Below are 11,423 nucleotides of genomic sequence, written 5' to 3' on the forward strand. Positions count from 1 at the left end.
GCGGTACGCATTATTTTGGTGCGCCCGGTAGCACTGACAGAAAGTTCGTGCGCGCCACCCGCGTGGCCACCTCGGCGGGCAATGCGTCGAGGAACGCATCGAAACCGTGCATCTGCTCGCCGATTCCGGAAAAGCGCCCGACTACATCCGAGCCCAGCATGAAACGCTCAGGGAACCGCTCGACCAGCTCGAGCCACGCCTGGCGCGGCTGGCCTTGCTCGTCCAGCAAGTAAGGTTCGCGCAGGCTCCAGGACAGGTCGATGTACAGGTTCGGGTAATCTTCGAGCAGCCGGGTGAGCACCGGCAGAATGAACGTCATCTGGGTCTGGTGGCGGTGGATTTCCACGCTGGTGCCGGCATGCGCCCAGATGAAGCGAGTATGCGGATGGTTGCGCAGTGGCGCTTCGATTTCCGCCAGGTACAGCGGGTTGCGCTCGCGCTTGGAGGTGATGTTGGAATGGATAAGCACCGGCAGGTCACGTTCGGCCGCCAAGTGATAGATACGGGTCATGGCCTCGTTGTTGGCCCTGGGCGTATCGCCACTGGTCAGCGCGGTCAGATCGTCATGACGGGTGAACACCTCGCCAATGCCCTGCCACAGGCCTGGGTACAGCTCGAGCATCCGCTCGATATGGCTGACGGCGTTCTTGTCCACCGGATTGAAACCACTGAGAAACGGATGCAAGCGCCGACGCTGCTCCGGCGGCAGCTGTTGCACCGCGGCAGCCACGTAGACATCGGTGGCGCTGTACCAATAGGCGTCGGCATCATCCCCGGCGTAGTAACGCGGGCGCTTGGGCTCATCCTCATGCCACTTCTTGGCCACGGGAATGCCCGCGATCATGGATTGCTCGACACCGGCCTCGTCCATGGCCTTGAACAGCGCAGGCATGCCCTCGCTCTCCTGGAAGAAGTCGACGTAGTGCAGGTGGGCATCGCTGTAACGGTAGTCCCGGGCCTGCGCCGTCAGACCTATGCCCGCAGACAACAGCAAGCAGGCCAGCGCTCTGGCGATCATGGTGGTCTTCCTCTGCGACTATGAAAAGAGTAGACCGACCCCTGCGCAAGGCGGTTCAGCCCATTTCGCCGAACCGCTATGCTTGAGGCATCCGTTGCCTGCCTGGAGCCCCGTCATGAGTCGCCCTTTGATCATTCACCCGCGCGCCGAATCGGTCGAGGGCCAACCAATCCTGCGCCCACTGCCATCGGCCCAGTGCCGCAGCGTGGGCCCTTTCGTGTTCTTCGATCATATGCTGGACACCCGCTACGCCCCAGGCAGCGGGATGGACATTCGCCAACATCCGCATATCGGCCTGTCGACCCTGACCTACTTGTTCGAAGGCGAAATCCTGCACAAGGACAGCCTGGGTTCCGAGCAGCGCGTGCTGCCGGGCGATGCCAGTTGGATGACCGCAGGCAGCGGCGTCGCCCATGTCGAACGCACCCCCGCCGAGGCCGTGCGCAAGGGCTCGCGCCTACATGGCTTGCAGGTTTGGCTGGCTTCACCGCGCGAGCATGAGCAAGCGCAGCCCAGCTACAGCCATCACCCAGCCGATAGCCTACCGGTCAGCGACAACCTGGGTGTGACCATACGCATGATCGCCGGCGAGGGTTTTTGCCTGACCTCGCCTGTCCCGGTGCTCTCCCCCACCCTGTACGCCCAGGTACAGATGCAGGCGGCCACCACCTTGAACGTGCCCCTCGAACATGCCGAGCGCGCCCTGTACCTGCTCGACGGCGAGCTACTACTGGGCGAGGACGAGGTAGAGCCGTGCAACCTGCTGGTGCTGCCCGAAGGCGAAGAAGTGACGTTGTACGCGCAAAGCGAGTGCCAACTGATACTGATCGGTGGCGCGCCGCTGGATGGGCCACGGCGGATGAACTGGAACTTCGTGGCCAGCGATCCGGAACTGATCGAACAGGCCCGGGTGCGCTGGGCGGCAGGTGAGTGGCCGACGGTGCCTGGGGAAACGACGCGGATCGAGTTGCCGCGTTAAGAGAGCCGCCTTGCGGCCGGGATTGAGGCGCTGCAGCATGGCGGCTCGGTGGAAGCTGGCGTAGCCTGCGATGGGCTGCAGCGCAGCCCTTGCCCAGTTAGAACTGGAACACTTCGTCCAACAGGTTGTGCATGGCGCGGAACGCGCGCTCGGAGGTGCGCCGGTCGTATTGCATCTTGCCGGGCACATTGGCGGCAGGGTCAGTGAACGAGTGCACCGCACCGCCATAGCTGAGCAATTGCCAGTCGACCTTGGCCGCGTTCATCTCCTCTTCGAACGCTGGCAGTTGCTCCTTGGGTACCAGCGGGTCGCAAGCGCCGTGCAGCACCAGTACCGAGCCTCTGATGCGTTTGGCATCGGCCGGGTTCGGCGTATCCAGCGTGCCGTGGAACGACACCGCCGCCCGCAGGTCGGCACCGGTACGGGCCAGCTCCAGCGCGCAGCAACCACCGAAGCAGAAGCCAAAGGTCGCCACCTTGCCCGGCTCCAGCAGCGCCCTGGACTGCCCGAGCAATTGAGACAGCGCTTCTTCCATGCGCTTGCGCAGCTCACCGCGATTGTTTTTCAACGGCATCATTGCCGCACCCGCCTCGTCGGCATTGGACGGACGAACCGATTGTCCGTAAAGGTCAGCGACCAGCACCACATACCCCTGGCTGGCCACTTCCCTGGCAATCCGCTCGGCACCTTCGCCCACGCCCATCCAGTTCGGGGCCATCACCAGGCCTGGCCGGGGCAGCGCGCCCGGCTCGTAGACCAGACGGCTTTCGTAGGCCTTGCCCGCATGGTGATAGACCAACGACTCGACGATTACCTTGCTCATCAAACTCCTCCTTGCACCATGAAAAAAGCCCGCCGAAGCGGGCTTTGTCTTCAACTCAAGCAGACAATTCGACCAACAGCTTGTTCAGGCGACGAACGTAGGCCGCCGGGTCCTTCAGGCTATCGCCGGCTGCCAGCGCAGCCTGGTCGAACAGAATATGCGAAAGCTCCGCGAAGCGGTCCTCGCTCTGTTCGTTGTCCAGCTTCTCGATCAGCGGGTGGCTCGGGTTGAATTCGAAGATCGGCTTGGAGTCCGGCACCTTCTGGCCGCTGGCTTCGAGGATCTGGCGCATCTGCAGGCCCAGGTCCTGCTCGCCGATGGCCAGGATCGCTGGTGAGTCGGTCAGGCGGTGCGACACACGTACTTCGGCGACGCTTTCACCCAGCGCGCTCTTCAGACGCTCGACCAGCCCTTCCTTCTCCTTGGCGACTTCTTCCTGAGCCCTCTTGTCCTCTTCGGAGTCCAGCTTGCCCAGGTCCAGGTCGCCACGGGCGACATCGACGAAGGCCTTGCCATCGAACTCGTTGAGGTAGCTCATCAGCCACTCGTCGATGCGGTCGGTCAGCAGCAGGACCTCGATGCCTTTCTTGCGGAAGACTTCCAGGTGCGGGCTGTTCTTGACCTGGGCGTAGGACTCGCCGGTCAGGTAGTAGATCTTGTCCTGACCTTCCTTGGCGCGCGCCAGGTAGTCGGCCAGGGCAACGCTCTGCTCGCCGCTTTCGTCAGCGGTCGAGGCAAAGCGCAGCAGGCCTGCGATCTTCTCCTTGTTGGCGAAGTCTTCGGCTGGGCCTTCCTTCATCACCTGGCCGAAGTTCTTCCAGAAGCCCTTGTACTGCTCGGGCTCGTTCTTCGCCAGTTTCTCCAGCATGTCCAGCACACGCTTGGTCAGGGCCGACTTCATCGAATCGATGATCGGGTCCTTCTGCAGGATCTCGCGGGAGACGTTCAGCGACAGGTCGTTGGAGTCGACCACGCCCTTGATGAAGCGCAGGTACAGCGGCAGGAACGACTCGGCCTGGTCCATGATGAACACGCGCTGCACATACAGCTTCAGGCCGCGTGGCGCTTCGCGCTGGTACAGGTCGAACGGCGCGCGGGCCGGCACGTAAAGCAGTGAGCTGTATTCAAGCTTGCCTTCGACCTTGTTGTGGCTCCAGGCCAGCGGGTTCTCGAAGTCATGGCCGATGTGCTTGTAGAACTCCTGGTATTCCTCGTCCTTGATCTCGGTACGTGGACGGGTCCACAGGGCGCTGGCGCGGTTGACGGTTTCCCATTCCTGGGCCGGCTGCTCCTCGCCTTCGACAGCGGCAGATTCCTTCGGCAGTTCGATCGGCAGGGCGATGTGGTCGGAGTACTTCTTGACGATGTTGCGCAGGCGCCAGCCATCGGCGAACTCTTCTTCGCCCTTTTTCAGGTGCAGGACGATACGGGTGCCGCGTTGCGGCTTGTCGAGGGTGGCGACTTCGAACTCGCCCTCGCCTTTGGAGGACCAGTGCACGCCTTCGGCGGCTGGCAGGCCGGCGCGGCGGCTGTAGACATCGACCTTGTCGGCGACGATGAACGCCGAATAGAAGCCGACACCGAACTGGCCGATCAGGTGCGAGTCCTTCTTCTGGTCACCGGTCAGATTCTTCATGAAGTCGGCGGTACCGGACTTGGCGATGGTGCCCAGGTGCGCGATGACGTCTTCGCGGCTCATGCCGATACCGTTGTCCTCGAGGGTCACGGTGCTGGCGTCCTTGTCGAAGCTCACGCGAATCTTGAGCTCAGCGTCGCCTTCGAGCAGCTCAGGCTTGGCCAGGGCCTCGAAACGCAGCTTGTCGGCGGCGTCGGAGGCGTTGGAAATCAGCTCACGCAGGAAGATTTCCTTGTTCGAATACAAGGAATGGATCATGAGGTGCAGCAGCTGCTTTACCTCGGTCTGGAAGCCCAGGGTTTCTTTTTGAGTTTCCACACTCATGGTCTTCAAAACTCCGATCTGTTGGCAGTGGTCGCCTGGCACCCGCAAAAGGGCTGCATCGACGGCGGATGTCCAGCAGATGGGGGCTGGCCTGACTATTTCAAGGGCTTTACCGGTTCAATCTTGAAATGAGCACGCGCGGTCGCGATCGGCGAATCGGGGTCGGCCTGCCAGGCGGTGATGGCGACGTTGGTCACCCGACGCCCCTGGCGCCAGAGCTGACAGGAGGCGAACGTATCGCGGTAGTGCCCTGCCCGCAGGTAATCGATGGAGAAATCGATGATCTTGGGGATGCTGGCGCTCTCACTGTAGATCAGCAAATAAAGCGCCGCCGAGAGTTCCATGAAGCCTGCGATCACACCGCCATGGATCGCGGGCAACAGGGGGTTGCCAATGTTGTCCTGGCTCGCGGGCAGACGAAACAGCAAGTCATCGCCTCGACGCTCGCACTCGATGCCGATGAGTCCGGCATAAGGGATCAGCTCCAGCAAGGGCTGGTAATCGCCGACAGCGTGGGCTTCGTTGAGCCGCTGACGGACGTCATCAGGCATCATGGGCGCTCCTCCTTGAGGCTATTGCCGAAGCGGATGCCGCCCTTGACGTCCTGGCCCAGGCGCATGAAGGTGCCGACTACATGGCAGATCGGTCGTGTCGGGTCATCCTGGTAGGCCGTGCCGCGGGTGAAGATCACGTCACGCGTTACCCGGTAGCACTGGGCATGGCCATGGATGTCCTTGCCCGCCTCGGCTGGGTGCATGTAATCGATGCGAAGATCCAGGGTCGGGCAGACCTCGAAGCGCGGCAAGGCACACAAGGTGGCCATGCCGCAGGTGGTATCCATCAGCGTGGTCAAGGCGCCACCGTGTACCGCCCCAGTCTGCGGATTGCCTACGATGGCCGCAGACCAAGGCAACACCAATGTCATGCCGTCGGTATCGGCATGATGCACGCGCATCTGCAATAACTGACAATGCTTCAATGCGGACAGAAAGCGTTCGGCCATGGCCCGCAGGTCTGAATCTGTCATGGGGCAACCTGTTTTTTGTGAAGATATTCACTCTGCACAAATCCCGAAAAAAGTCTATCTGGATCCACGCTATATATATCTGTACTCTGCGTGGAACTTATTCGACTTACTTCAGCTCGAATGGAACAAGTAAGTTATTCCACCAAGGAGAGACACCCCATGCGTAAACCTTTTGCTTTTGCCCTGATGCTGGCCGCTGCCATGGGCCTGGCCGCTTGCGACAAGGCGAGCGAAAACAAGGCTCCGGAAACCAAGACCGAGCAAGCCGCCCCTGAAGCTGCCCCAGCCACCCCGGCTCCAGAAGCTGCTCCTGCTACCCCAGCTCCGGAAGCAACTCCTGCTCCGGAAACCGCTCCAAGCGAAGAGCCGGCCAAGCAGTAAGCAGCACCCCCAAAAAAGTGCCGGTGTCAATTCTTTCGCGCAAATCAAGAAGGACTTGAAACCGTATATGGGACAGTAGGTTAGCTCCTTTCGGGGCCGCTTAGAAGAAGAGCGGCGTTGTCGGCTAGGAGCGACATAGGAGCGTTGGGAGAGAAAGCCGCATCGCACTGTGTAGTGCTGGATTGCCGAGGAACGGCGGGCCTGTCGCATCATCATAGCCCAACAGGCTCGGCGGCATCCAGAATGAAGAACGCGCAGCCTGGGCTGCGCGTTCGATGGATGCCGTTGAATAGCATGCGGTGCAATCATGGCGGCTTCGGTGGTGTGCTGCGGGTCGCCGTGCCCTTCCTGAATCCTCGATCCCCCGCCATGAACGCTTCCAGCATATGCGGGATCAGCGTCGCCGCATCAACGGCCTCGCCATACGCCTGCGCGTGTAGCGCGGCGTAGCGGTCGAGGTCGACTTTCAAGCTGGTCGGGCAAACGAAAGTCAGCTTGGTGCTCTCGGTCTTCGGCAGCGGGCCGAGCCGCAGCTTCTTGGTCGTGCTCATCGTGAAGTCCCCCGGTTGAAGAACAGCGGCTGGTACGGCCGCAGCACCAGATCCCGGTTGACGATGATGCGAACCGGCAGGCCCGGCCGTTGCGTTAAGGTCGGCTGGATGTTGAGGTTGCGCCGGGTCATCTCCTGGCCGACCTGATTGATGCTGTCCTGCGCGCTGTCGCGCCCAGCGATGATGACGCGATCACCATCCTGCCGGTTCTCCGGCGCGGCCAGCTCGGCACCGACGCCCAGCAGCGTGGTGAGTGCCGCACCGGCAAAGATGCGGCCCCAGTGGTAGTCCACATCGTCCTCCAGCCCGGCATAGCCGGCTGGGTCGGTGCCGGCCAGGTTGTCGAGCGTGAGCGAAGACGTGTCCGGCAGGATGATCCGGTTCCAGACGACTTGAACGCGGCTCTGCCCGTAGCTGACCTGGCTGTTGTATTTGCCCAGGATGCGCGAACCCTGCGGAATCAGCAGGAAGCGCCCGGTGGCTGTGTCATAGACCGGCTCCGTCACCGTGGCGATCACGTCGCCGGGCAAGTCCGACTTGATGCCCGTCACCAAGGCACCTGCGACCACTGTTCCGGCCATAACCTGATACGGCGAAATTGGCAGAGTCAGATTGCCGGAATTACGGGTTTCAGTGGGGCCAGCTTTCATGAAAGCCTCTTTCTGGTCTTGCCGGTTTTGCACCGCTGTCGGGTCAGCAGGTTGGGCCGCCGTGGAGGCCGGCCCGGCCGCCAGCGGGTCAAACGCCGCATTGGCGGCGAAGCCCGGCGCAGCGGCCACCTGTGTCTGCGCTACCGGCGCCGCATTCTGCCCACCCGAGCGGAAGAACACGGACGAGGCCGCGGCCGCCTCGGCTTCTTTTCGCAGGGCATCGTTCGGGTCGTGACCGGGGGCCGCGTAGGCAGCCGTCGCCGGTTGCTGCGACTTCACGATAGCCGGGCCAAGATCGCCCGGCAGCGGTGGCCCTAGTTCGGGAACGGCAGGCAGCAACGCCGGCGGCAGCTTGGAATAGTCCGTCGGCAGCGCATCCAGTCCTTCCGACTTTGACACGCGATCGACGTTGTAAAGCTCGGTCTGCTCGCCTGTGCTGCGTCGATGAGGTTGCAGCGACCACATCAGCGCGCCGAGCACGGCGACCGCTAGGACGCCGGCAAGGATGGCCAGCGAGCGCCGGTTCAGGCGTGTGACTGGACGCGGCTGGGCGCGCAGCGCCACTGCCTCCGGCGCCACCTTGTCCGCCTGCGGCGCGGCAAGGTCGGGAGTGTCATCCTGGCTCATGGTCAGTTCCTCCGTGCAACACCATCGGTGCGCTCGATCCGCACCACGTCGCCGCCATCGCCGCCCAGCCGCAGTTCGGCCGCGCCGAACAGGCGATCCACGACGTAGTACGGCGAGCGAAAACGGTAGTTCACCAGTTGCCCGTCGCCCTGCGCGCCGATGACAAACAGCGGCGGCAGCTCGCCCTGGGCGATGCCCGGCGGGAACTGGATATAGACCTTCTCTCCATCATCGAAGGCGCGCAGAGGCTTCCACGGCGGGTTGCTGCCCGATACCGCGTAGCGGAAGCGGATCTTGTCCAGCGACAGGCCCGTATCGACAGGCGTTGTTGCCTGCGCTGCCTGCGCCTGGCGCTGCAACGCGAGCATTCGGTCTTTCGGATAGTCCCAGGACACCGACGCCATCCATGCCCTCTCGGTCGAGGTCAGCTCCAGCAGGTAGGTGCGCCGACTGGTGGTGATGACGAGATTGGTTTTCAGACCGGAGCGGATAGGCTTGACCAGCACATTGACGCGCAGATCGGCCCCGCCGCCGCTGGACGTGTCGCCCACGATCCAGCGCACGGTATCGCCGGCGGCGACCGTTACCAGTTCCTCGCCCGGTTGAAGCGAAACCACCGTCACGCGCCCCGGCGACGCATAGACCTGATAAAGCGCGCCATCGGTGAACGGCCACACCTGAATCGCGTTGACGTAGCCCTCACGGGTAGGCGCGATACGCGCTTCTGCATTGGCACGGGAAACGCGCACCTTTTCGTCGGCCGGCTCCGGCGCAACGGGGGCCTCATCGAGTTCCGGCAGGGGCTTCAACTGCGCCGGCAGCGCCAGCGGTTCAGGGACGGCGACGACTTCGACGGGCTTGGGCGGTTCGGGCAACGGCTGGGCCAGCACCGTCTCGTCGAGCGAGATGGATGGCGGCGGCTTCCCCTGCGAGGCGCAGCCCGCGAGGGCCAGCAGCGTCAAAGGAACAACGTAAAGGCGGAAACGAAGTTTCATGGTTTGGCTCCTTCGGAAGAATCCAGTTCGCGGCTCCATGACAGGCCGTTGACGTAGATACCCAATGGGTTCTTGAGCAGGCGCTGTTCAGTACGCGGGGTTTGCAGGACGGTCGAAAGCACGGCGTTCCAGCGTTCGGTGCCGGCGGGCGCACCGTTGACATAGCGCTGCTCTGTCCAGCGCACGTTGAAAGACGTGTCGCTCGCGCGAACCACGCTGGTGATTTGCACCGTTACCGATTCCTTGCCGATGCGGGCGAATGGGTCATTGGTGCGGGCGTAGTCGTTGAGCACCGCCGCGCCCTTGTCGGTGGTGTAGTCGTAGGCATCGAGCCAGTTCTGCCGCACCACGATGGGGTCGATGGACAGCGAGCGAACCAGCGTCACGAAGCGCGCCAGGTGGTGCGCGATCTGCGCGTCGCCGGGCCGGTACGGCGTGGCGGCCTCTCCCACGGCGCGCACCTGCCCGGCTTGATCGACCTCGATGACATAGGGCGTCACGATGGACTGCGCCGAGCGCCACACCAGGCCGCCGGCCATCAACAGCGCGAGCACTAGGCAGCCGAAGGCCATCAGGCGCCAATTCTTCGCCTGCACGCGGGCGGAGCCGATACGGTCGTCCCACACCTGGGCGGCGGCTTGATACGGGGTGGCAGGCTGCGGCGTATCGGCGTAGCGCACCTGCGGTCGTTTGAATCGCATGGGTGTTCTCCTTGAAGGTTAGGTATCGGAATCCCGCAGGCTCGGGCCTTGCCCGGAGCCGCCGCCGTCGCCGCCGCGCAGCGTGTGGGCGGCAGTGGTCGCGGCATGGGTAGCCTGCTGGCGGCGGTGCATCCGCTTGGCCCAGGCCGGTTGCTGTTGCTTCTGCGAGCCTGCGGTGCCGTCTGCGGTCTGGCCGGGGCCAGCACCGTCGCTGCCGGCTTCTGTGCCGTTCCAGCCAGCGCGGAAGGAGTCGGCCACCTTCTGCCCAACAGCGGAAGCACCAGAGGTGACGCTGCGGCCTGCGGCTTGTGCGCCAGTCTTGGCGACATTGCCGAGGCCAGCCGCCGCGCCCTTGGCACCGCCGCCGGCCGCAGCGGAACCGGCCTGGAACGCCGATCGGGCACTGCCGGCCGCCGAAGTCGCGGCACGCGCACCGGCACCGGCCAGCTTTGCGGCCGCCGGGGCCATTCGTGCCCCGGCCATGACGGCGCCGCCCACGCCCGTTACGGCGGCGCCGATGGCAACGCCGGTGCCGACAGCCCCGACCGCAGCACCAGCCATCGCGCCCGCACCAAGCTGTGGCGCACCGGACACCAGGCCGGTGGCGATACCGGGGCCGAAAATGCCCAGCGCCAGCAGCGCGAGCGAGGCCAGCATCACGACCAGCGCGTGGTCGATGGATGGTTCGTCGGGATGCACCTGGAACTCGGCGAACAGGCCTGAACCGATGCCGACGATGACGGCCAGCACCAAGACCTTGATGCCTGACGACACCACGTTGCCTAGCACCTTTTCCGCGAGGAACGAGGTCTTGTTCCAGAGTGCAAACGGGATCAAGACGAAGCCGGCGAGCGTAGTCAGTTTGAACTCGATCAGCGTGATGAAAAGCTGTACGGCCAGCACGAAGAAGCAGAGGATCACCACCAGCCAGGCGATGAACAGAACCACGATAGGGTCGATGTTCACGAACACCTCGGGGAACCCAGCCATGTCCCCGATCTGTTCCAGAATCGGCGCGGCTGCGTCGATGCCGGTCTTCGCCAGCCGGCCCGGCTGAAGGAAGTTCTCCATCGTGATGGCCGAGCCGGTAGCGGTAATTCCCAAGCCGGCGAACGAGCGGAACACGATGCTCGCCAGCCAGTTGAAGTTGCCGATGATGTAGGCGAACGCGCCGACACAGAGCACCTTGCGCAGCAGCTTGGCGATCACGTCGTCGCCCTGGCCGGTGGCGTGGCTCATGGCCCAATACAGGCCAGCGATCGTCATGTCGATGACGATGAGCGTGGCGGTGAGAAATGCCACTTCGCCCTGCAATAAGCCGAAGCCCGAGTCGATGTAGCGCGAGAACGTATCGAGGAAACGGTCGATGATGGTCACGTCGTTCATGGCGAATCCTCGGGCGGAGTGAGCGGAACGGCGCCCTCTGGCAATTCATCTGCGGGCGTATCGAAGCTCGGCGGAATCGGCGGGAGTTCAGCCAGCGAGTTGTATTCATCCGGCCCGGTATGGCCGGCGAAGAAGCGCCGCCGGAAGGCTTCAGCGGCGGCGCGGCAGGCATCCTCGCCCACGGCCTGCCGGTCGGCCGCGCATTGCCCGCGCAACGCCTTGAGCCGCACCGGATCTGCGGCCAGGGCGTCGGCCAGGTTCTCGGCCGGCTGCTGGCCGCACGCGGTCAGCAGCACGGCCATCAGGACGGAAGCGCATCGCATGG

At 63.6% G+C, this 11,423-nt stretch carries 13 protein-coding genes; 2 read left to right on the forward strand and 11 right to left on the reverse strand.

All coding sequences use genetic code 11. From position 1 onward, the window contains the following. Window positions 1-10 precede the first annotated feature (10 nt). Complete coding sequence (locus tag IEC33019_RS15135) at window positions 11-1,018, reverse strand: amidohydrolase family protein (protein WP_070092877.1); 1,008 nt, start codon at window positions 1,016-1,018, stop codon at window positions 11-13. A 115-nt stretch (window positions 1,019-1,133) separates the two neighbouring features. On the opposite strand from IEC33019_RS15135, the gene IEC33019_RS15140 reads away from it, so the two are divergent. After that, window positions 1,134-1,997, forward strand: a complete 864-nt coding sequence (locus tag IEC33019_RS15140) for a pirin family protein (RefSeq protein ID WP_070092878.1) — start codon at window positions 1,134-1,136, stop codon at window positions 1,995-1,997. Window positions 1,998-2,094: 97 nt separating this feature from the next. On the opposite strand, the gene IEC33019_RS15145 is transcribed toward IEC33019_RS15140, so the two are convergent. The 4 genes from IEC33019_RS15145 to IEC33019_RS15160 all read right to left on the reverse strand — a co-directional run bounded on the left by IEC33019_RS15145 (window position 2,095) and on the right by IEC33019_RS15160 (window position 5,807). Then, entirely contained in the window at window positions 2,095-2,820 is a 726-nt protein-coding gene (locus tag IEC33019_RS15145) for a dienelactone hydrolase family protein (protein ID WP_070092879.1), read from the reverse strand. A 55-nt stretch (window positions 2,821-2,875) separates the two neighbouring features. After that, window positions 2,876-4,780, reverse strand: a complete 1,905-nt coding sequence (gene htpG, locus IEC33019_RS15150; protein WP_070092880.1) for a molecular chaperone HtpG — start codon at window positions 4,778-4,780, stop codon at window positions 2,876-2,878. Window positions 4,781-4,875: 95 nt separating this feature from the next. Further along, window positions 4,876-5,334: a PaaI family thioesterase gene (locus IEC33019_RS15155; protein WP_081337463.1), complete on the reverse strand. Its 459-nt coding sequence runs from the start codon at window positions 5,332-5,334 to the stop codon at window positions 4,876-4,878. Then, window positions 5,331-5,807 carry a PaaI family thioesterase gene (locus tag IEC33019_RS15160; RefSeq protein WP_070092881.1) on the reverse strand — a complete coding sequence of 159 codons (477 nt, stop codon included), beginning with the start codon at window positions 5,805-5,807 and terminating at the stop codon, window positions 5,331-5,333. The genes IEC33019_RS15155 and IEC33019_RS15160 overlap by 4 nt, the downstream gene beginning before the upstream one ends. 159 nt (window positions 5,808-5,966) lie before the next feature. Between IEC33019_RS15160 and IEC33019_RS15165 the strand changes: the two genes are divergently transcribed. Further along, the gene (locus IEC33019_RS15165; protein WP_043211402.1) at window positions 5,967-6,188 is read left to right on the forward strand and encodes a hypothetical protein; all 222 of its coding nucleotides are present in this window, start codon (window positions 5,967-5,969) and stop codon (window positions 6,186-6,188) included. A gap of 305 nt (window positions 6,189-6,493) precedes the next feature. On the opposite strand, the gene IEC33019_RS15175 is transcribed toward IEC33019_RS15165, so the two are convergent. From IEC33019_RS15175 to IEC33019_RS15200, 6 genes are read right to left on the reverse strand one after another with little or no spacing between them, the layout of a single operon-like run. Next, entirely contained in the window at window positions 6,494-6,739 is a 246-nt protein-coding gene (locus IEC33019_RS15175; RefSeq protein ID WP_000108283.1) for a DUF2274 domain-containing protein, read from the reverse strand. Further along, entirely contained in the window at window positions 6,736-8,016 is a 1,281-nt protein-coding gene (locus IEC33019_RS15180; RefSeq protein ID WP_003092274.1) for a TrbI/VirB10 family protein, read from the reverse strand. Before IEC33019_RS15180 ends, IEC33019_RS15175 begins: the two co-directional genes overlap by 4 nt. A 2-nt stretch (window positions 8,017-8,018) precedes the next feature. After that, window positions 8,019-9,011 carry a P-type conjugative transfer protein TrbG gene (gene trbG, locus IEC33019_RS15185; RefSeq protein ID WP_000776560.1) on the reverse strand — a complete coding sequence of 331 codons (993 nt, stop codon included), beginning with the start codon at window positions 9,009-9,011 and terminating at the stop codon, window positions 8,019-8,021. Beyond that, window positions 9,008-9,712, reverse strand: coding sequence for a conjugal transfer protein TrbF (gene trbF, locus IEC33019_RS15190; protein ID WP_001211312.1), 705 nt, complete (start codon window positions 9,710-9,712; stop codon window positions 9,008-9,010). Before trbF ends, trbG begins: the two co-directional genes overlap by 4 nt. 18 nt (window positions 9,713-9,730) lie before the next feature. Further along, window positions 9,731-11,098, reverse strand: coding sequence for a P-type conjugative transfer protein TrbL (gene trbL, locus IEC33019_RS15195; RefSeq protein WP_023093366.1), 1,368 nt, complete (start codon window positions 11,096-11,098; stop codon window positions 9,731-9,733). Then, window positions 11,095-11,421, reverse strand: a complete 327-nt coding sequence (locus IEC33019_RS15200; protein WP_014603538.1) for a hypothetical protein — start codon at window positions 11,419-11,421, stop codon at window positions 11,095-11,097. The genes trbL and IEC33019_RS15200 overlap by 4 nt, the downstream gene beginning before the upstream one ends. Window positions 11,422-11,423 lie beyond the last annotated feature (2 nt).

This window comes from Pseudomonas putida (assembly GCF_002741075.1).
Lineage (GTDB): Bacteria > Pseudomonadota > Gammaproteobacteria > Pseudomonadales > Pseudomonadaceae > Aquipseudomonas > Aquipseudomonas putida_T.

Excerpts from the sequence above, each read along its gene's own strand:
- IEC33019_RS15135 (WP_070092877.1), bottom strand. The coding sequence starts at position 1,018 with ATGATCGCCAGAGCGCTGGCCTGCTTGCTGTTGTCTGCGGGCATAGGT.
- IEC33019_RS15145 (WP_070092879.1), bottom strand. The coding sequence starts at position 2,820 with ATGAGCAAGGTAATCGTCGAGTCGTTGGTCTATCACCATGCGGGCAAG.
- trbF (WP_001211312.1), bottom strand. The coding sequence starts at position 9,712 with ATGCGATTCAAACGACCGCAGGTGCGCTACGCCGATACGCCGCAGCCT.
- IEC33019_RS15160 (WP_070092881.1), bottom strand. The coding sequence starts at position 5,807 with ATGACAGATTCAGACCTGCGGGCCATGGCCGAACGCTTTCTGTCCGCA.
- IEC33019_RS15155 (WP_081337463.1), bottom strand. The coding sequence starts at position 5,334 with ATGATGCCTGATGACGTCCGTCAGCGGCTCAACGAAGCCCACGCTGTC.
- IEC33019_RS15165 (WP_043211402.1), top strand. The coding sequence starts at position 5,967 with ATGCGTAAACCTTTTGCTTTTGCCCTGATGCTGGCCGCTGCCATGGGC.
- IEC33019_RS15140 (WP_070092878.1), top strand. The coding sequence starts at position 1,134 with ATGAGTCGCCCTTTGATCATTCACCCGCGCGCCGAATCGGTCGAGGGC.
- IEC33019_RS15200 (WP_014603538.1), bottom strand. The coding sequence starts at position 11,421 with ATGCGATGCGCTTCCGTCCTGATGGCCGTGCTGCTGACCGCGTGCGGC.
- htpG (WP_070092880.1), bottom strand. The coding sequence starts at position 4,780 with ATGAGTGTGGAAACTCAAAAAGAAACCCTGGGCTTCCAGACCGAGGTA.
- trbL (WP_023093366.1), bottom strand. The coding sequence starts at position 11,098 with ATGAACGACGTGACCATCATCGACCGTTTCCTCGATACGTTCTCGCGC.
- IEC33019_RS15175 (WP_000108283.1), bottom strand. The coding sequence starts at position 6,739 with ATGAGCACGACCAAGAAGCTGCGGCTCGGCCCGCTGCCGAAGACCGAG.
- trbG (WP_000776560.1), bottom strand. The coding sequence starts at position 9,011 with ATGAAACTTCGTTTCCGCCTTTACGTTGTTCCTTTGACGCTGCTGGCC.
- IEC33019_RS15180 (WP_003092274.1), bottom strand. The coding sequence starts at position 8,016 with ATGAGCCAGGATGACACTCCCGACCTTGCCGCGCCGCAGGCGGACAAG.